At 44.9% G+C, this 20,218-nt stretch carries 16 protein-coding genes; 14 read left to right on the plus strand and 2 right to left on the minus strand.

Annotated features, from left to right (window positions below; genetic code table 11):
* The first annotated feature begins 390 nt into the window (after positions 1-390).
* Complete coding sequence (locus DESOR_RS08530; protein ID WP_014184199.1) at positions 391-1,023, plus strand: hypothetical protein; 633 nt, start codon at positions 391-393, stop codon at positions 1,021-1,023.
* Between the two features lie 695 nt (positions 1,024-1,718).
* A complete protein-coding gene (locus tag DESOR_RS08535) occupies positions 1,719-3,176 on the plus strand; it encodes an SLC13 family permease (protein WP_014184200.1) in 1,458 nt (485 codons plus the stop codon).
* 98 nt (positions 3,177-3,274) lie between these two features.
* Here DESOR_RS08535 and DESOR_RS08540 read toward each other — a convergent pair whose 3' ends face one another.
* Entirely contained in the window at positions 3,275-3,517 is a 243-nt protein-coding gene (locus tag DESOR_RS08540; RefSeq protein ID WP_014184201.1) for a hypothetical protein, read from the minus strand.
* 281 nt (positions 3,518-3,798) lie between these two features.
* Here DESOR_RS08540 and DESOR_RS08545 point away from each other — a divergent pair, with 281 nt between their 5' ends.
* The 5 genes from DESOR_RS08545 to DESOR_RS08565 all read left to right on the plus strand — a co-directional run bounded on the left by DESOR_RS08545 (position 3,799) and on the right by DESOR_RS08565 (position 8,501).
* Positions 3,799-4,266 (plus strand): hypothetical protein, encoded by a 468-nt coding sequence (locus tag DESOR_RS08545; RefSeq protein ID WP_242832473.1) that lies wholly within the window; start codon positions 3,799-3,801, stop codon positions 4,264-4,266.
* A gap of 785 nt (positions 4,267-5,051) precedes the next feature.
* Positions 5,052-6,353 (plus strand): sulfite exporter TauE/SafE family protein, encoded by a 1,302-nt coding sequence (locus DESOR_RS08550; RefSeq protein ID WP_014184203.1) that lies wholly within the window; start codon positions 5,052-5,054, stop codon positions 6,351-6,353.
* The gene (locus DESOR_RS08555) at positions 6,350-7,060 is read left to right on the plus strand and encodes a hypothetical protein (RefSeq protein ID WP_014184204.1); all 711 of its coding nucleotides are present in this window, start codon (positions 6,350-6,352) and stop codon (positions 7,058-7,060) included. Before DESOR_RS08550 ends, DESOR_RS08555 begins: the two co-directional genes overlap by 4 nt.
* Positions 7,061-7,282: 222 nt before the next feature.
* On the plus strand, positions 7,283-7,903 hold the full coding sequence (locus tag DESOR_RS08560; protein ID WP_014184205.1) for a hypothetical protein: 621 nt from the start codon (positions 7,283-7,285) through the stop codon (positions 7,901-7,903).
* A gap of 25 nt (positions 7,904-7,928) precedes the next feature.
* Positions 7,929-8,501, plus strand: coding sequence for a universal stress protein (locus DESOR_RS08565; protein WP_014184206.1), 573 nt, complete (start codon positions 7,929-7,931; stop codon positions 8,499-8,501).
* On the opposite strand, the gene DESOR_RS28730 is transcribed toward DESOR_RS08565, so the two are convergent.
* Positions 8,467-8,685: a hypothetical protein gene (locus DESOR_RS28730; RefSeq protein ID WP_148265244.1), complete on the minus strand. Its 219-nt coding sequence runs from the start codon at positions 8,683-8,685 to the stop codon at positions 8,467-8,469. The two genes, DESOR_RS08565 and DESOR_RS28730, sit on opposite strands and share 35 nt — an antisense overlap.
* A 305-nt stretch (positions 8,686-8,990) precedes the next feature.
* Between DESOR_RS28730 and DESOR_RS08570 the strand changes: the two genes are divergently transcribed.
* The 7 genes from DESOR_RS08570 (at position 8,991) to DESOR_RS08605 (ending at position 20,167) form a co-directional block, all read left to right on the plus strand.
* Positions 8,991-9,545 (plus strand): universal stress protein, encoded by a 555-nt coding sequence (locus DESOR_RS08570; RefSeq protein ID WP_014184207.1) that lies wholly within the window; start codon positions 8,991-8,993, stop codon positions 9,543-9,545.
* A 172-nt stretch (positions 9,546-9,717) separates the two neighbouring features.
* On the plus strand, positions 9,718-11,166 hold the full coding sequence (locus DESOR_RS30935; protein WP_014184208.1) for a TerD family protein: 1,449 nt from the start codon (positions 9,718-9,720) through the stop codon (positions 11,164-11,166).
* 282 nt (positions 11,167-11,448) lie between these two features.
* Positions 11,449-13,377 (plus strand): sigma 54-interacting transcriptional regulator, encoded by a 1,929-nt coding sequence (locus DESOR_RS08580; RefSeq protein WP_014184209.1) that lies wholly within the window; start codon positions 11,449-11,451, stop codon positions 13,375-13,377.
* A gap of 643 nt (positions 13,378-14,020) precedes the next feature.
* Entirely contained in the window at positions 14,021-15,397 is a 1,377-nt protein-coding gene (locus DESOR_RS08590) for an MFS transporter (protein WP_014184210.1), read from the plus strand.
* A 235-nt stretch (positions 15,398-15,632) separates the two neighbouring features.
* On the plus strand, positions 15,633-16,916 hold the full coding sequence (locus tag DESOR_RS08595) for a CaiB/BaiF CoA transferase family protein (RefSeq protein WP_014184211.1): 1,284 nt from the start codon (positions 15,633-15,635) through the stop codon (positions 16,914-16,916).
* A gap of 74 nt (positions 16,917-16,990) precedes the next feature.
* Positions 16,991-18,337, plus strand: coding sequence for an MFS transporter (locus DESOR_RS08600; RefSeq protein ID WP_014184212.1), 1,347 nt, complete (start codon positions 16,991-16,993; stop codon positions 18,335-18,337).
* Positions 18,338-18,412: 75 nt separating this feature from the next.
* On the plus strand, positions 18,413-20,167 hold the full coding sequence (locus DESOR_RS08605; RefSeq protein WP_014184213.1) for an acyl-CoA dehydrogenase family protein: 1,755 nt from the start codon (positions 18,413-18,415) through the stop codon (positions 20,165-20,167).
* Positions 20,168-20,218 lie beyond the last annotated feature (51 nt).

Below are 20,218 nucleotides of genomic sequence, written 5' to 3' on the forward strand. Positions count from 1 at the left end.
CAAGGCAGGGAAATGAGAATTCTGAAGGAAATAATAGTCCTTTGGAATTTTTTTTCGTTTAATCAGGCCAGCTTCGGGCACCAGCCAAGTTTTCTGATATTAGGTATCTTGATTATGAGTATATCGATTTCCCCTAGACACGAAATTAGCATAATGATAATCTCTAATTGTGAGTAAAATCACACGCAAAAGGAGGTTTGAGGAGAAATATTAAAATTGAAGGCTGCGAGAGATTTGAGGTTTAATTTAGAAAGCTGCCGAAGAGGCTGCTAAGAAATTTAATCGAAATTAGGTCAAGGTTGTTCAAGAAATCGTTAAAAAGCTTAAAGATTTCGTTGCCGAAATCTTCGTTAGGATGTGGCAGTACAAAAATGAAAGGTGGGGTAAGTTTTGTCCTGCTTAACGATTAATGAATCATTCTCCAATGATGAAACTATGAAAAGAGAACTCGGAGACCGGAATTATCCAATATGGCTGTTAATCAATCCCAAATACCCAGCGGTTCGTCATGATATATGGAGACCTATCCTGGATGAAATTCAAGACCGTGTTTTCAGAGAACTGCATACAAGAATCGACGTCTCAAATATGTATATCCGAAGTGCAGTAGGCGAGGGTGGAATCGTCCCCAATACTTTGAACTGGTGGGGGAAAGAAGTTGCTCGAGAAATTGACTATTACAGAGAAATTGTTAACGAGCACAAACCTAAAATCCTCATTTCATTTGGAGCCTTTCCCTTTGAATTTGCAAGGCGGGTTTTTGAAATTAAACCGGAGAAGGGTCCTAAGGCATGGAGTACTGCAATTCTAAAAGAGGAATTTGACAAATCCATGGAAAACTTCAACATTAATCAGACTAACAGAATTCCGCTGCTGCGCAGGGTTGTGGCAACTGATAGGCTGATAGAAAATAAGGATATTTTAATTCCAACAGATAGAGAAAATTATTTTCAATATGTTGGTTCGACGCTGGCGGAAAAGATTATCGAGAACAAGGATCACTTTGATATCTGGATAAGTTAAAGCTATCTAGACAAGCTAATTAGGTAAACTTGCTTCATTTGCTCCGAAGAGAAACAACTCTTCGGAGCAAATCTGCTTAAAATACTATGGCCAAATTGATATGGTGATAATATGCATAGCTAATTGACAGTGGTATTAACTGGGGAAGTAATTGATTCAAGTTATTAAGGCACAAAGAAATTAATCACTTTTTGGTGGAATTACAGGGGTTTATCATAAAGAACATAACTAAGGTAATAGATTTTCATTATTAATAGGTTAGTATTTTAGTCGGTTTTATTCTCTCAATAGGATAAATTGATTAAGATGATCTTGATTTGCTATAGACGTATGAGCTCTAGAATGTTACTCTAGGTTTGTGAGGATAGTCACATTCCTTAATCCACTTAATCCCCAGTGAAAGGAGGAGTTAATTTATAGAGGATCAATAAAAGGATTTTTTAGAGCTTAAATTGAGGAAATTCCAGTTTAAGTTTTAGAGGGGGGAAACCATCTGAAGGATAACAGGAAGGATAAACCGGAGGATAATCATAGGGTTGAATTTTTTCAAATAAAAAAAGCAGCCTTGCAAGGCCGCTAAGAAATTTAATCGCAAGCTCATTATAACACAAAAAGAAAAAAATGTGAGAAGGATATAGAAATTTTTATGTGATAATCAGAGCAGCACCTTGGAATATGAGAGAGGGGTGTATTAAATGAATGGTCAAAACGCAAAACGAATTTTCTTTATTTGTTTAGGCGTATGTTTATTTTTGGTATTGTATTATGCACCACAGTTTAGTTCGGCTGTGGACCCGTCGGGCAAATCTTTTGAATTGAGTCAACAAGGCAAAGCTGCCATTGGTTTGTTTTTCCTGGCAAGTATCTGGTGGGTATTTGAAGTAACCCCTATCGGTGTTACCAGTTTAATGATTGGGGTTGTGCAGGCATTATTTTTAATTCGCCCGGCAAAAGAAGCTTTTCGGGATTTCATGGATCCCACAGTAATGTTCATTTTAGGATCACTTCTTGTGGGGTTAGCCTTTACAAAATCGGGAATTACCAAGAGAATTGCCTATAAAATGTTAGTCGTAGTAGGTGAAGATACCCGAAAAATTTTGTTAGGTGTATTTATCATTACGGCTTTGTTAACTCATATTATGGCTCATACTGCTGTGGCAGCGACAATGTTCCCTATTTTAGTAACGATTTTGGCCTTGTATAACGGAGATAACCCTGAAGGAAAGCCTACTAAGTTTGGCAAGGCATTGTTCATAGGTATGGCCTATACAGCCGGTGCAGGGAGTATCTGTACTTTGTTGGGAGGAGCCCGAAATCCGGCAGCAGTTGGCTTTTATACGGAATTCACAGGCAAACAAATATCCTTTGTTGATTTCTCAGTTCACTTAGCGCCCTTCGGTTGGGCAAGTGTGTTTCTGATTTGGGCTCTGCTAATGATTATTTATAAGCCTGAAAAAGCAAAAATCGTTGGTTTGCGGGAAAAAGCAACTGCTGAGTATGCTAAGCTTGGTCCCATCAATTCAAAGGAAATTTTTGTAAGCTTCGTGGTAGCTTTTGCCCTGGCAATGCTGGTGCTGCAAGCTATAATTCCAGCCTTGAAGACGATGGATCGGTCAGTTCCTCTGTTGTTGGCCGGTGTACTCTTCTTTTTATCCAAAGTGTTGAGTGTCGAAGATCTTGAAAAGAGAATTCCCTGGAATATCGTCTTGCTCTTCTCCGGAGCGATGAGCATCGGTTTTTGTTTGTGGCAAACGGGAGCGGCTCAGTGGATCGCCATTAAATGGCTGTCCATGATCGCCGGTGCACATTGGTTAGTATTCCTGTTAGCAGTATGTTTCTTAGTATTGGTTATGACAAATTTCATTATGAATGTAGCGGCGATTGCCATTACCCTGCCGGTAGCGCTAGTAATGGCCCAGTATTTAGGGGTTAATCCGGAACTTGTTATGTATGGAGCGGTAGCCATGGCGGGTATGCCTTTCTTGCTGCTCATCGGAGCTGCTCCTAATGCCATGGCTTATGAATCGAAACAATTTACAACCGGTGAATTCTTTGTGAGCGGTATTCCGGCCAGCGCAGTCATTATGGGGGTGTTGGTAATCATGACCTTCACTTATTGGCCGGTGGTAGGCATGCCTGCTCTCCTTAGATAGTACTTCAATATAAAATGATACGCTTGGATAGTATCCAAGCGTATCATTTTATAGAAAGTTTCATCAAAAGCAGATTAAGTCCTCTGGTTAAATTAGATTTAGAATTCTTGGCCTAAAAAAGATCCGCCCTGTTTTAACAGATAGGGGTCTCCGCCGTCGTTTAGAAACTGTTCGTAATGATGCATCCATTCATCGATTTCCGGGATATGGTCTTTTAAGGAACGGTTGCCAAGAATTTTATACTGCCAATACACTATTTGAGAGTTTGCCAGTTTGGATGAGGTACAGTATTTTTTTTCAAATCCTAAAAGATGTTCCAAAGATTCATTGATCTTGTTCATGCCCTATACTCCTTACAGTGACATTACAGTTATTGTTCCCTAATAATTACCATTATATAAAATGATTGTGGGTATTTCGATTTGCTATATACTAGATTTTCGGGAGATGTTAATCTTTACTTGTAAGTTATTTATAACCTACAAGGGGGGATTTCACAAAATCATAGCTGGTAATGATTGGTCCATCTCTATTTCACTGATGCAGAAGAGGTCTTTTAGACCGTTAAGAAATTGAATCGCTTGCCTTACACTCAATGTCTCGTCCATGTAAAGGAGGGTTAATGATGAGGGAAAAATCGCGAAACTATGGGTTAAGGTGTACCAGAGGGAATTTTTTAAATGTTGTTCCGGTATATCGATCCGAAAATGGTGCTAACTATATGTTCGAGCTCTATAATAATAGAGTTCGGGCCAGTCGTCCAGTTGCTGTTCTTAAAGCTTCAAGAGGGACAGTACTGGTAGATGGCAGGGTGAAAAGATCTTTCAGGGCTATTCTTGAGATCCGGTCCGATGTGCCCTTCAGTCAAGAAGAATTGAACCATTTACCGACAGATGTTGCCACCTTGCTGATGAGGGAATTGGGAGGAAATCCTGCACAGGAAGAGTTTATTATAAAAATTACCTGTCCTATTCCCACCGATTCTTGCGACACCAGGGAAACAGTTATCTCCGAATCATGGATGAATGGTGTCATAAATCCTGATCAATACCAAATTTTTTCAGGCAGCACATTAATCATGTCAGGATAGTCCTAATTATTATACTTCCACAACCTGGTTTTTAAAATAACCAACCATGAGAAAATACGCCTTGAAACGGCTTATTAGAGCCGGATCAAAGCGTATTTTTTAATACTCTTGAAAACCTTTGGTCATCATCTCATGGTGGCGGGGATGTTTTTTTAAAAAAAAGCTATTGGCATTTTAAATTATTAGGACTCATCCCCAGTATTTAATAAATTTAGGTATGACTCATTTTCTCAGGTTATCTGGGACAAAAATTAACTTCCTATTAAAACTTCAGAACAACAAACCGGCACCGGACTCCTGGTCATTTCGGCATGTTTTCCAATAAATTCTGCGCTAGAGTCCAGATTGAGTTGGTTTTTAAAAAATGCTTTAAATTTTTATAGTGAACAGGTTTCTTAAACGTCACAAAGCTCTGTTTTCAACAAAAAAAAAGTGATTTTGGTATTCATATCCAATAAATAGAAGTTTGATATATGAAATACTGATTATAGAGATATGAATATGCTATAGACACATTCGGAATGCAGTGATACTCTTTACTTGTGAAAATTAATTCTAGGCGAGGGGAGAGGAAACCAATGATATTTACATCTTAGCATCAAGAATGTACGAAAAATCACAAACCAGTCCAAGAGTACGGCAGACCCATAAAAAAAGCAGCCAAAAAGGCCGCATAAGGAAATTGTTCAATGTCATTATACCATATTTCCCTATCAGTGTGGATGGGTAACCTTGAATTATTAAGCAGATTGACAAGCGAATTTACGGAGGAGGGAAATCACACTATGAAAAATTTGTACACTTCTCTTATGTACGCTGCTCGAGCACATGCTCAGTGGGAGATAGAGACTTCTCGAAATATTATCAAGAATCGTAAGAAGCTGTTAATACTCTTTATAATGGCTTTGCCTTTATTGATTCCGGCAATGGCTCATGCGGCATCAACACTGCCAAGCTTTGTTGGCGGTAAAGCCGCTTTCGGTCCATCCTTCTTTTCACCCACAACATTTTACGGTTCAATTGCTGTTGGCGTTATTGCCGGCCTGATTACCGGCTGTATAGGAGCCGGGGGAGGTTTTGTCATTACCCCTGCCCTGATGAGTTTGGGAGTCAAAGGGATTCTGGCTGTTGGTACGGATATGTTTCATATCTTTGCCAAAGCGATTATGGGAACAACCCTGCACAAAAAAATGGGCAATGTGCATATTGGCCTGGCGGTTGCTTTTCTAGTCGGTTCAGGATTAGGGGTAACCGGAGGCGGTATGATTAATCGTGCTTTGTATAATTTCAACCCTGTCATGAGCGATTTTGTTATAAGTTCTATTTACGTGGTATTGTTAGGATTCCTGGGGATCTTTGCCCTGAGTGAGTATCTGGGCATGAAGAAGCGATCCCAGAAAGACAGCGGTGACGCCCATGGCGGGCCGGAGAAAATGACGGCTCTTGGGGCTAAACTCCAATCCATTAATCTTGCTCCAATGATTAAATTTGATCAACACGTGGTTCCTGGAGGCAGAAAAATTTCAGGCTTCTTCGTAGCCATTTGCGGTTGTGTAACTGGGTTCCTGGCTTCCATTCTAGGTGTCGGCGGCGGTTTTGTAACCTTCCCCATGTTTGTATACGGGTTAGGAATTTCCACCGGTACCACAGTTGGAACAGATATTCTGCAAATTATCTTTACGGCGGGTTACGGTTCAATTGCCCAATATGCCATCTACGGCTATGTGTTTTACACCTTGGCAATGGGTATGCTCTTAGGTTCTCTGTTCGGAATTCAAATTGGGGCCATTACTACGAAAGTAGTCCCCGGGACACAAATTAAAGCTTTTTATGCCTTAGCAATACTGGCGGGCTTCGTCAACCGGCTCTTCGCCTTACCGGAAAAGCTTACCCAAATGGGTTATTTAACCCTGAGCACCTCTGCAGCAGCCTTAATTACTAAAATTGGTGTCTGGCTATTCTTCGGTTTAGTTTCCATCTTTGCTTTCTGGATTATCAGTACCTTTATCAGGAATATTCCCAGACTTCGTGCGGAGGCTGCCGAGGATTATGATGTAAATATGGGTAAAGGTGGTGTTTCTCAATGAGTGTTGTTAGACACAAAAAGACCTTCGCAATTGGTTTTATCATGCTCATAAGCTTTGCTCTTTGCTATATCGGCATGATGTCCCCAAACTTTGGCAACGGCAGGAACGGCTTGGAATTCGCCGATGATACGTTTAACTCACTGTCTAAAGGATCTGCTTATTTCATAGGGGATGCCCAAAAAGTTGCTGATGGGCAGTTGGGAAATATCATTAACCTCAAGATTAAAGCTGCCTCTCCGGCTGAAGCTGAAAAGTGGGCTAAGTTATACAGTTCAGCGGGTGCTGAAGTGAATGTTAAAGAATCAGCCCTGACTATTAAGGGAGATTACGGTAAGATTCTTGGAGCAGTGGTGGCTGACAGTGATTTTATGTACCACAACGACAGTCAATCTTTGGAGCAAAAATATGGTTATGATGGCCGGGAAGCAACCTACAACTGGTATGCATCTTTAAAGAAAATGGACGCTGCCTTCAAATCGAATTCCCAGTTCCTCGAAGAATTCGATTTAGTCAAAGTTCAACAGAAGGCACTTGAACCGGCTTACAACTACTTTGGCGTGGAGATCAAAAAAGTCAGTGAAAATAAGTTAACTCTGGTCTTTCTCCTCAGCTTTTACCTTCTATACACTGTTTGGTACGGTTTTGGTCTTTATTATCTCTTTGACGGCCTTGGCATTGTGGTCAATTCCAAAAAGAAGGCAGCCTGAACGGCGTGAAGTTCCCAAAACTATAAATGTCAAAGAGAGCTATAAGAACCTCTTGTGCCTATAGGAATGCTAAGATTTTAACCTTTTGCTGCAACTAGTGGCACAACTTGGAGCTTCATTAGTTGCAGCAAAAGGTTTCCTATTTGTCCTTACAAATATTAAATTGTGCCAATGAAATTAGTTTATAGCCAAGGGATTATTCTTAATAAGGGGTTGGGTAGGATGAAGAGAGAGTCGGGAGAAAAAAATTATCCTATTTGGGTGGTTATGAATCCAAAACATCCAATTAGTCACGAGAACTGGACCCCTATATTAGATGAAATTCAAGATAGAGTATATCGGGAAATGAACACTCGGATCGAGACGGCTAATATCTACTTTAGAAATGCTGTTAGTGAAAGCAGGCTTGTTCCTAACACATTGAACTGGTGGGGTCCTGAAGTAGCCAAAGAAATAGAATTGTTCAAAAAGATAGCCTTTGAAAATAAGCCTAAAATGATCTTTTCATTAGGAGCTTTTGCCTTTGAATTTTTAAGACGCGTCTTTGAAATAAAACCTGAAAAGGGGCCTAAAGCTTGGAGTAATTCAAACTTAGGCGATGAGTTTGAACGAGCTATTGAAAACTTCGATATCAATAAAGCCAATATTATTCCTCTACTGCATAGAGTTGGAGCCAATTCAAGTTTTATTGAGGGTCATAATTATTTCGGCAGGAAATCCGGCGAGAATTATTACACCTATGTAGGTGCAAAACTGGCAGAGATCATTATTCAGCATAAGGATTATCTAAGTATTTGGATTGATAATTCCGGTTCTCTGAATAACAGCGGTATCTCACCTTAGGGTAAGATAGGGGGATTTAATCATTATGAATGAAGGTAAGTTTAAAGTGCTCCTTTATTTTGATGACTCACTGCCGGGCTTTTTTGCGGCAGTTCATACGGCGGCAATCTTGAAAAATATGCCCAATATGCATTTAACAGTAGTGCAGGTTCAGGAGGGCTGCGAAGATTCTGCGATTACAGAATTCACTTGGCTTGATACCAAAGATCTCGTCAATTGGGCCATTGCCAGAAGCAGCGGGAAAGGTGCTGAGGGATACTGGCCATTAAGCACTGAATCAGAATGGCTGAAACGGGTTTCTGAGCGGTCTCATACTTCTCTTAAAAATGAATATTGTGAGATATTAGCCCGGACCAACGAAATATTTCGGGAAAGAGCCCATGATGTCAGTCATCTGGTGATCTATGGCAATCCGGGAATTTCCAACACCCTGGAAGCTCTTAACCAATACGCCGCAAAGCATGCCTATAATTTAATAATTATGGGTACCCGGGGATTTAATACTCTCAAAGTGTTATTTTTCGGATGTTTGGCCGGGTGTTCTCCGGTGCCTATGACGCTGGTCAGGAAGCTTCCTCAGGGATTAATGAAGCATTAGCAAATGATGAAAAGGGGCTGTGTCCTAGGTCGGGCAGTTTCGCCACATCCGCAAACCGCAGCATTCCGAGGCTCGCCCCCTCGCGGCTGCGGGAGCGAAGCCAAACCTCCGGGCAGTACCTGATGTTAACCATGGCTTCGCATTCCCCGCAGCCGCTTGTGGGCTTAACCGCCTCTCCATGCAATGGGTTTGCTCCTGTGGACGAAGCTGCCCTGGCTTTCGGGTCTACGGGTTTCTTTAGAATGTTTTTGGGTTATTTATAAGATGAATAGTTCATAGCGGTATAAAAACCATGTCCGGGATTAAATAATAATAACGGATATGGTTTTTGGTTATATTTCACGATGATTCTGAGTGATGCCATTGACTTTGAATATCATGACTATTAATAGATTGAAGATAGGCTTTGGATGAGGCATGAAGGGGATATAACATCATATATTCAAGTATGGTATAATCATCCCTATATTATTAAAAGGTGGAATTCTCATGACTAATTCTAATGCTCTTAAGGTACTTTTGTACGCCGATGGTTCTCCTCATTCTCTTTCGGCGGCTGTTTATGCTGCTAGCTTGTTTTCTAATTTGCCGGACATGCAATTAACAATATTAAGTGTCGAGGAAAGTGTTTCAGGGGCTATTGAAAGGGAATACAATTTACTGGAAACTTGGTCGAGTAACCATAGTTCTGTTTGGATGGGACATGTGATGAATAAAGAAGGCACACAGGAAGAAGCGGAGTACTCTGAGATCCTGACGGTCACTAATAAAATTTTTGCCCGGAGAGGATATAACGTCAACCGCCAAATTATTTATGCCAACTACAATATACCGGATATAACGAAGGCAATTATTGATTATGCTGCCAAAAAGCACTTTGGCTTAATTATTATGGGTACCCGGGGATTATCCAATTTGAAAGGTTTGATTTATGGCAGTTTGGCTCATAATGTCCTCAATAAATCGGATATTCCAGTCATGTTAATTAAGAAGCTGCCGCAAGATTTCATTGATGAATATTGCTGCCTGGGGGATGAAGAATAGCCCGGAAGAGATTGTCTCTTCCGGGTTTTTTCTTTAAAGTCTTACTGTTTGCTTGTGCTTAGCGTATTATGGTAAAATGCAGATATTAAGCAATCTAGCCCGGTTTTATTACTAAAAGTAACTTCTGTGTCAAGATTAGCATGGATGGGGAGAACAGAAAGGCAGGTAAAGAATGGCTGTTAGACTTAGCAAAGGTCAAAAAGTTGATCTGACAAAGACCAATCCAAATTTAAAGGAGATTATTGTCGGTTTGGGCTGGGCTCCTAATGCTTCAGCCAGCAGCTATAACTATGACTTGGATGCTTCGGCTTTTTTGATAGGTTCAGACGGCAAAGTCAGGGATGAAAACGATTTCGTCTTCTATAACAACCCCACAGGTGGGCAAGGCTCAGTCAAGCACAGCGGGGATCATAAAAAAGGTTCCGGTGAAGGAGATGACGAGCAGATCCGGATTAATTTGGCGGCTGTTCCAGGACATATCCAGCGCATATCCTTTACGATCACCATTAACGATGCCCAGATGAAACGCCAGAGCTTTGGCGATATTAAGAATTCTTTCGTCAGGATTACAGATGCCGGCAGCGGCGATTTACTGCTTAAATACGAACTGGGTGAAAAATTTTCCGTTGAGACGGCCATTGTTGCCGCAGAAATTTACCGTCACCAAGGTGAGTGGAAATTTAATGCCATCGGCAGCGGTTTTGAAGGCGGCCTGGCTGCGTTATGCAGGAACTTTGGACTGGAAGTTGAGGAAGACCAGCGCAGTACTGCACCCGGTTATGGTGGGTATCAGAATACCCAAAATCCTTACGGACAAAATGCTCCTTCCTACGGTCAGAATACATCCTCCTACGGTCAGAGTACGTCTTCCTACGGTCAGAGTGCGTCCTCTTATGGGCAAAATGTACCTGCCTATGGTTCGAATACTCCCTCTTATGGGCAAAACAACTCCTCATACTATGGACAGACTCAGAGCATGGATTCTCATGGCGGTATCACTTGTCCCCGCTGCCATTCCAATCAGGTGACGGCAGGGAAAAAGGGTTTCGGTATCGGCAAAGCGGCTATCGGCGGTATCTTATTAGGGCCGGTGGGGGTTTTGGCAGGATTTATCGGCAGCAAGAATATGGAGTTTGCCTGCATGAGCTGCCGGGAACGCTGGGGGTCAGGGAGCAACAGAAACACGGCGGAATGGCTGCAGAGGCAGACGGAGAATGCCCGCAATGTTGTGAATAAATATATGGGCAAAGATTTGACGGAAGCTTTAGTGGCTGGCAGTGCCTTAGTGACCGTAGCCGATGGTATCATCGATCCTGCGGAACGAGAAAAGCTGATCAATTATTTCCGCACAAGTCAGGAAATGCGGGGCATAAATATTAATGATGTGGATGCTCGCTTCAATTACTATATTGACAAACTTCAAAGGGATCAGATGTTAGGGAAAGCGGAGGCCTTAAGGGAAATCGGCAAACTGGCCAGCAAACCCGAAGCAGCCCGCTTGGTGGTGCGCCTCTGCTGTGCCATTGGCTTCGCCGACGGAGAATTTGCTCCTGTAGAGAAGAGAGTCGTGGAGGAAATCTGCCGTGAAGTTCGTTTGGACCCCAGGGAATTTGTATATTAGATTGTAAACGAACTTGGCAGAAGCCAAGTTGTTGGTTGCAAAATTGGTGCATGTTGATAAAATGCAACTAAATTGTTGTGTATATGCAACCAGCTGAGGATGTCCGAGGATAATTCTGGGAATAAATAGCCAGCCCTATTTTACTTAATATTCAGTAAATTAAGTAAAATAGGGCTTTTAATTTTTAATTTGAAATTTTAGGGTATTTGGTATGAATTTTGCTTAGTTAATAGAGTATTAAGACAGAGCTTCTCAAAAATAATTTTAAGGAGGGGTGTGAGTATGCTTGCAGAGATAGTTCTTACTTCGCCAAACCAAGAGGTGACTCGACTGGTTGAAAAAATGCGCAAGGAACTGAATATTAACCTGACCATTCTTGAAGCTTCTTTTACCGATGCTGTGGAACAGGTAAAAGCTGTGTTAGCTGAAAATCCTGACCGCATTAGAGTCATTGCCAGCGGAGGCGCTACTCTGGAGCTGATGCGTGAAGAATTTCCTTCTCTGAACCTGGTCAGTATTCATCCGGCGGAATACGACCTGGTCTTAGCCCTGGATCAGGCCAAAAGGTTTGGCGGTAATGTTGGGCTTTTACTGGCAGACTCTGAGGCCATACCAATCATTGAGAACTTGAGTTCCGCCTTGAGACTTAAGGTAAGGATTTATACTTATCATAACTGGCAGGACATTGAGGTTCAGGTTGAGAAGGCCAAAAAGGACGGTTATCAGGTTTTATTAGGGGTCGGTGAAAAGATATCATCCTTAGTTCATACGAAGGGATTACAATATATTCAGGTTTCGGCAGGCGAAAATACCCTGCGCAGCGCCCTGCAAAGGGCTAAAGATATTATTGAAGCCCAAATCCGGGAAACTCTTATTGCCAAACACATCGATACCATTTCCGTCTATGCCCATGAAGGAATTATTATGGTTAATGAAGATAAAATTGTCACGGTTTTTAATCCTGTAGCGGCCAAACTTTTTGGTTTGCAGGAAGGGGATGTAGTCGGCCGCTCCTTATATGATTTAAGCTATTGCCGGTGTATGTTTGAAATTTTTGCAGGCTTGGAAAAACGGCTGGGCTTTGTGCACCGGGTTCTCAACGGCACGGTGATTGTCAATAAAATTCCTATCATCGACCAGCAGGTCCCCAAAGGAACGTTGGTTACCCTGAGAGAGGTTCCCAAAAATCAGGAGGATGTTAAGCTTAAAAAGGAGCCGCCGGCGAAGGGCCTATTAGCCAAATATTGCTTTAAGGATATTATTCATGTCAATCCCAAAATGTCCGCTGTCATAGCCAAAGCAAAAAAGTATGCCACCACGGACTGCACCGTGCTGATCCGGGGGGAGAGCGGGACTGGAAAAGAATTATTGGCCCAAAGCATGCACAATGAGAATGCCGCCCGGCGCAAAGGACCTTTTGTAGCGGTTAATTGTGCTTGCTTAGATGATAGTTTATTCAAAAGCGAATTGTTCGGTTATACGGAAGGGTCCTTTACGGGAGCCAGCAAAGGCGGCAAAGCCGGGTTGTTTGAGATGGCCAACAATGGAACCCTGTTCCTGGATGAGATCGGCAAAATGAAGCTGGAGCAGCAAGGCAACCTCTTGAGGGTGCTCCAGGAAAAGGAAGTGCGGCGTATCGGCAGTGACCGGATCATCCCTGTGGACGTGCGGGTGATTGCCGCTTCCAATGAAAATTTGGAGGAATTAATCCGAGAGAATCGTTTTCGAGAAGATCTATATTTTCGCTTGAATGTTCTCAAGCTGGATTTGCCCCCCTTAAGGGAGAGAAGAGAGGACATTCCGAAACAAGCCCTCTTTTTTGTTAAAAAGTTTTCAGAAAAGTATGGAAAGTCAATTAATTCTCTGCCCGCTTTTATCCTTAAGAAGCTATCAACAATGGAGTGGCATGGCAACAGCAGGCAGCTGGAGCATTTCCTGGAGAGATGCGTGGTCCTGGCGGATAATGAAGCCGACATTCACAATGTTATTATGGAACTTTTAGATGAGGAGTTTCAGGAAAGTCCTTCAGATTATGAAGAGGGGGAGAATCTCCCGGACGGACAAATCAGCGTTTGTATCAGTACTTTAGCGGAAATGAATTCGGAGATCGTGCGCAGGGTGAGGGCCAAAGCGAAGGTGAGCAATAGTGAGCTGGCTCTGAAGTTGGGGATTAGCAGGCCGACTTTGACTAAGATGTTAAATTATAAGTGAAGCGAGAGTGTTTCCGGGGTCGGCGGCTTCGCCCACATCCGCTCACCCAGCATTCCGAGGCTCGCCCACTCGCCGGCGCGGGACTCCGCCAAACCTCTGGGTAATACCTGATGTTAACCCGTGGCTCCGTATCCCCGCGTCGTCTTGTGGGCTTTTACCGCCTCTCCATGCAATGGGTTCACTCCTGTGGGACGAAGCCGCCCTGGCTTTCGGGTCTACGGTCTTTAGATTGTTTTGGGGCTTTCGGGTTCCGTTTTCAAGAAGAGTGGAACGTTAACTAATATAGGCCGCTACTAGAGCCAGGGATAAAAGCCAAAATATAGCCAATGACATAGCAAAGAGCTGCAGGCTGACAGCCCTTTGCTTATTTGTCTATTGATGTAACCCATGGTCTTATTGGCCGTAGTCTTTGCTGCTCTTTTGCAAAAAATATTTACAAAGGCCGAAAACATTTTTTACAGGCCGGGGTTTTTTATTAGTAAGAGATTTCGCAAAGGCCTCCAGTCAAGGGGCGGCGAGAAAAAGGAGTTTGGCATTGGAATTGCAAAGATAAAATTCAGAATTATTTAAAAATTTTGAAAGGAGGATATTGCTTCTTTGATCACATTTCATTCTGACATTGAAACTTGAGGAGGAAAGTGTGATGAGTGATTCATGTCCGGCAACCAGGGAACGAATTAAAGTATCTTATCGTTTGGAGCGCCTGCCCAGTTCATCCTATCATGTCTTTTTGACCTTTCTCTTGATTGTGGCCTGGTTTATCGAATCCATTGACTTAGGGGGGATGGGTTACTTGTTGCCTGTATTGGGGCAGCATTTTAACCTGCCGCCCAGCATGATGGGGTTAGTGGCATCCATTAGTTTTGCGGGAATGTTTGTGGGGTCCATATTCTCCGGCAGTCTGTCGGATAAGTTCGGCCGCAAGAAAATACTGATGGCGGCTATGGCCTTCTGGGGTACGGCAGGAGCACTGCTGAGCATCGCCTGGTCCGTGGAAAGTCTTCTGGCCTTTCGCTTTTTGTTGGGTGTAGGGCTGGGAGCCCAGGTACCCATCGGCATCACCATGCTGAGTGAACTGGTTCCTTCTCAATCCCGGGGCAAGTATCTTTCTTTCTATCAGGCTTTTCTGCCCTTAGGCATTGCTGCGGCGGGACTGACAACTTATGTGTTATTGCCCAAATTCGGCTGGCAGGTAGTATTTTTAGCCGAAGCACTGCCGGCTCTCTGGTTTCTTGTCATCTGGAAATACCTGCCCGAATCTGCCCGCTGGCTGGAATCGAAAGGCAGGTATCGTGAGGCGGATGAGGTTGCCCGGGAAATGGAGGAACAGGTGGAAAAAAGCATTGGCAGAACCTTGCCTCCCATTGAAGACCTGGTCAGGTCCTTGGGAGAAGGGGAAAAAGAAAGTGCTGCAGGCAAGGAAGTACGCCAGGGTTTGTCGGAGCTATTAAGCAGGCATTACCTGACAAGGCTGGTTATGAGCGGAGTCCTGATGTTTACAACTATGGCGGCTTATTACGGCTTGAGCATGTGGTTAAGTGCTTTGTTAGTAGCCAAAGGGTTTTCCGTGACCAAATCCATCGGTTTTGTATCCCTGATTGCTTTGGGGGGGATTCCCGCTTACCTGCTGGTCACTTATTTAGTGGAGACTGCAGGTCGGAAATGGGCATCGGTGATTACCATCGTGGCCATGGCTGTAAGCGCCTATGCTTATGGTTCAGCTGCAACTGTCGTATTGGTAATTGTGTTAGGGCTCATTTATCAGTTCTTTCAATTTGGCATGACCATGGTCAACAATGTTTATATCCCTGAACTGTGGCCCACTCCCCTGCGGGGAACGGGAACCGGGTTTGCCTTTGGCATTGGCCGGGTGGGTGCTTTTCTGGGCCCCATGGTTTTGGGGATTGTCATGGGAGCCTATGGACCTCATGCCGTGTTTATGTGCAGTTCCGGCCTCCTCTTATTTGGGGCTTTTGTGGTTCTGGTCTTAGGTCCGGAAACGAAAGGGCAAATTTTCTAATCCAATTAAAATTTTTCTAAAAAAATCTTTTACAGCGGAGGAAAGAATCTTTACATTTATTGGGCAATAAATTTTCGTGGTCCCCTCAAACCATTGCTGCAGGCGGCTTTCAGGCATCAGGAGATTATGGCACGGCAATTGCAATAAGATTAATTTACTGAATAGTCGGAAAGTTATATTCAGTTAATGGCTGTAAACAGCAGAAAGCATTTAATCAAGGAAAGGGGATAAAACGATGGCAAGATGGATGGAAATTCAACGCGTTCCGGCACCCGCACTGATACCTACCTATGGACCTTTGGCGGGGATGAGAGTATTGATGACAGGCAGCATTGTGGCAGCGCCTTTTGCCGCCTCAATACTTGGGGAGTATGGAGCAGAGGTTATTCACGTGGAACGGCCCAAGATCGGAGATCCCTACCGGGAACAGGCTCCGGTCATTAAGCGGGGGGAGCGAAAAGTCAGTGCCGGCTGGATTCAGGAGGCCAGAAATAAACTGAGCTTAACCCTGGAAATCAATTTCAAGATTCCGGAATCCAAAGAAATATTCCTCTCTCTGATTAAGAATTGCGATGTCTGGGTAGAAAACATGGTCTGGACGGAGAAATTGGGAATTACGGAAAAAATGCTCCTGGAAGTCAATCCCAAGCTGGTAATTGCCCATATCAGCGGCTTTGGCCGGCCTCAGTTCGGAGGGGTTCCTGCCGAGTGTGACAGACCTTCCTATGATCCTATCGGCCAGGCCGAGGGAGGGTATATGTTTGTCAATGGTTTCCCCGAGCCATCTCCCCCGTCCCACGCAGCCACCTTTATCAATGATTATATGACGGCGATGTTTGCAGTGAACGGCATTCTCATGGCTTACCTCCACGCTCAAAAAACCGGCCAGGGTCAGGCTGTGGATATCGCTCAGATTGAAGCCATGAGCAAGGTTCTCAATGATACCTTCGTCCAGTATTTCCTCTTAGGTAAGGTCAGAGAACGGAAGGGGAATAAAGTGGCTATCTTCCAGCCGGGGAATTTATTCAAAACCAAGGACGACAAGTATTTGTACATCGGAGCCTACGGACCGGCAGTTTACGGGCGTTTTGTCAAGGCCCTGGGTCTGGACCTTAACGTCTACACCCATGAAGCGGCAGGAGGCTCGGTAGAGGCCATTAACTCGGAGCTGGGTCTGGAACTCAACCGGATCGCTACGGATTGGGTGGCAGAACGGGAGGCGGAAGCGGCTAAAGCGTACCTCTTAAGCTTAAAAGTGCCCTGCGGTATCGTCCGAACCTCCGCTGAGCTGGCTGCCAGCGAACATTACCAGAAGAGAGGAAATTTTATCGAGTATCACGATGAAACCCTGGAGGAAACCGTGAAAGGATTCGGCTTCTGTCCGAAGATGAGTGAAACACCGGCCCAGGTCTGGCGGGGAGCACCCTCTTTGGGACAGGATACTCACACCATCCTGAATAATCTTCTCGGCTACAGTGACAGTGAAATTGCATCCTTCCGGGAGCTGGGGGTTATTTAAGGCCAGCTGAATCATGCTTTAGCAGCAGTGATCGGCGGCGCTGAAACGAAATGAGAAAGAGGGAGGCGAAAACCATGAATAAGGTTAATATTTCAGAAGTTGTGGATGAATTAGGCATCTCTAAATACACTGTGAAAATCTATCTTCTAATTGGCTTAGCCCTTATTTTCGCCGGTTATAACTATATGATTGTGGCCTATACTATGCCCCAGCTGGCTAAGGAATGGGCCCTTACCAAAATTCAGACGGGAAGCCTGTCTTCATGGAGTATTGTCGGCTTGCTGATCGGCGGTTTAAGTGCCGGGGTTATCTCGGATAAATTAGGCCGGAAAAAGGCTTTTGCCTTTTTTGTCTTCATATTCTCTGTATTGACATTTCCTGTTTACTATGTCCATGGTTTCCAATCCTTTGCTCTTCTCAGGATTTTAGGGGGCATCGGTTTTGGCGGCTGTATTCCCATTGCTGTTACCATGATGTCCGAGAGTGCACCCACTAAAAACCGCGGCTTCTTTTCCGCATCCATCATGGCCTTTTACGTGGTGGGCTGGGTTGTGGCAGGGATTGTAGCCATTTATGTGGTTCCGGTCTCCGGCTGGCGGGTTTGTTATCTTTTCGGCGGGCTTCCGGCTATTTTCGCTGTTATCCTGCTGGGGGTTCTGCCCGAGTCCACCCACTGGTTTTTGGGCAAAGGCCGGCAACAAGAGGCTATTGAACTGATTAAGCGCATGGAGATCGCAGCTAAAGGGCAGGCCAGGGATTGGCCCGTGGGTACTCTGGTCGCTCCGCCTCCGCCCAAGAAGGTAGGAGTAAGCGCTCTTTTCTCTCCCCAGTTCCGCAAGGCCACCATGGCCCTTTGGATCATTTACTTTATGGGTTCCCTGGTTATTTACGGAATTAACGGCTGGCTCCCCACCTTGCTGGTGGGCAAAGGCTACGGCCTGGTCAAAGGGTATTCCTTCGCCGTTCTTCAGAATGTCTTTGGGGCCTTGGGCAGCATCCTCACCGGTTATGTGGCGGATATTATCGGGCGGAGAACCAATGTGATCTTTGGCTGGATTTTTACAGCGGCAGCTATCCTGGCCTTGGGGGTTGCCACCAATCAATGGCAGGTAGTCATTTTCGGAATGCTGGTGGGCATGGCTATGAACTGGGGATTAAGCGGCACCCAGCCTCTGCTGGCTGAAGGCTATCCGACAGAATTCAGAAATACGGGAGTTTCTTCCGCCCAGGCATTCGGCCGGGTGGGGGGATTTATCGGACCTATCGCCGCCGGTATTGTTCAGCAAATGGGAGTCGGTTTTACAGGATTGTTTGTCTTTTTTGCAGTACCTGCCGTGATTGGTGCTTTTGTAGCCTTCTTCTTTGTGGATGAGACGAGAGGCAGGAGCATTGAAAGTATCGGCAGGACCGAGGCCTCCTAAGCCGGGTCTCAGCCTTTATGAACCTTTTGTGAAATAAGAGAGCGCACAAACTGTGCCTAAAGAGGAGTGAAAGAAATGAGTGGTTTGCCCAAGGGAGGAAGTTTTCTCTTTGGGGATACAAATCCCCAGGATATTTTTACCCCTGAAGATTTCAGCATGGAACACAATATGATTTACAGGACGGCAGCGGGGTTTGTCAATGATCAGGTCCTGACCAGAATGGATGACCTGGAAGCCAAGCAGGAAGGCTTAATCCGGGAACTTTTAGAAGCTGCCGGGGAGTTGGGACTGAATGGCGCCGATATAGCCGAGGAATACGGCGGTCTGCCCATGGATAAAATCAGCACTACGATTATTGCCGAATGTATGGGCCGGTCCGGTTCCTTTGCCATGACTCAGGGAGGACAGACAGGTATCGGCAGCATGCCCATTGTCATGTTTGGTACTCATGAGCAAAAAATGAAGTACCTGCCGGGCATCGCCTCAGGTGAAAAAGTAGGGGCCTACGCTTTGACGGAACCGGGGGCAGGGTCGGACGCCATGTCCGCCAAGACCCGGGCGGTGTTAAGTGAGGACGGCAAGTATTACATCTTAAACGGGACCAAACAATTTATTACCAATTCAGCTATGGGGGATATCTTCATTGTCTATGCCAAAATCGACGGGGATAAGTTTACAGCCTTTATTGTAGACGGGGATTCTCCAGGCCTTTCCACCGGGGCTGAAGAAAAGAAAATGGGCATTAAAGGCTCCTCTACCCGCTCGGTGATTTTGGAAGATGTTAAAGTACCGGTGGAAAACCAGCTCTTCGAAATTGGCAAGGGCCATGTGGTGGCTTTCAACATTCTTAACCTGGGCCGCTATAAGCTGGCAGCCAATTCTGTGGGCAATGCCAAGTTTGCTCTGGAATTATCCGCTGCTTACGCCAATGAGCGCAAGCAATTCGGCGTACCCATTGCCAGCTTTGGCTTAATTAAAGAGAAGCTGGCGGAAATGGCCATGAAAATCTATGCCATGGAAAGCATGGTCTACCGGACGGGAGGCTTGCTGGAAAACATGATGGAGAGCCTGGATCTCACGGGAGAGGACAGCGGCCAGGTAGCGGCCAAAGGTATCGAAGAATACGCTCTTGAATGCTCCATGAACAAGGTTTTTGCCACAGAAGCGTTAGGCTATGCAGTGGATGAAGGGGTGCAGATTCACGGCGGCTACGGCTTCAGTGCGGAATACACCATCGAGCGCCTTTACCGGGATGCCAGGATTTACAGGATTTTTGAAGGGACCAACGAAATTAACCGGACCATTATCCCTGTTACCTTAATGCGGCGGGCGGCCAAGGGGGATTTGCCCCTCCAGGAAGCCGTTCAGGAATTAAAGAGCAAAATTTCCGCAGATAATCCTGTCCGCGAGGGCGTGGCCGGGCTGGTTCAGGCGGCCAAGGATATTTTCCTTATCGCTATGGGTATGAGCATGGAGAAGTATGGGAAAGAGCTGCCGAAACACCAGGAGGTGGTAGGCAAGCTGGCCAACCTGGCGATGCAGGCCTTTGCCATGGAGAGCGCCTGGCTGAGAGGGGAAAAAGCTGCAGCCAAACAGGGGCAGTCCGCAGCCAAGCTCAAACTGACCATGGCTGCCGCCTACAGCTATGGCACCATTGGGAAGATGGTCTGTGAGGCTAAAGAGATTCTGGCCGCCCTAACTGAGGGGGAAGAGCTGGTTAATGCCTTAATCACTCTGGAAAGGTTAGCTATGTATACCCCGCAAAACACGGTGGCCCTGAGGCAGGAGATTGCCGCCGCTGTTTCCGAAGCCGGCAAGTATGTGGTTTAAGGGCTGAAGCCCCGGGACTTGAAAAGAATTTTACAGCGGGGGAAAGATTTT

The organism is Desulfosporosinus orientis DSM 765 (genome assembly GCF_000235605.1).
Lineage (GTDB): Bacteria > Bacillota > Desulfitobacteriia > Desulfitobacteriales > Desulfitobacteriaceae > Desulfosporosinus > Desulfosporosinus orientis.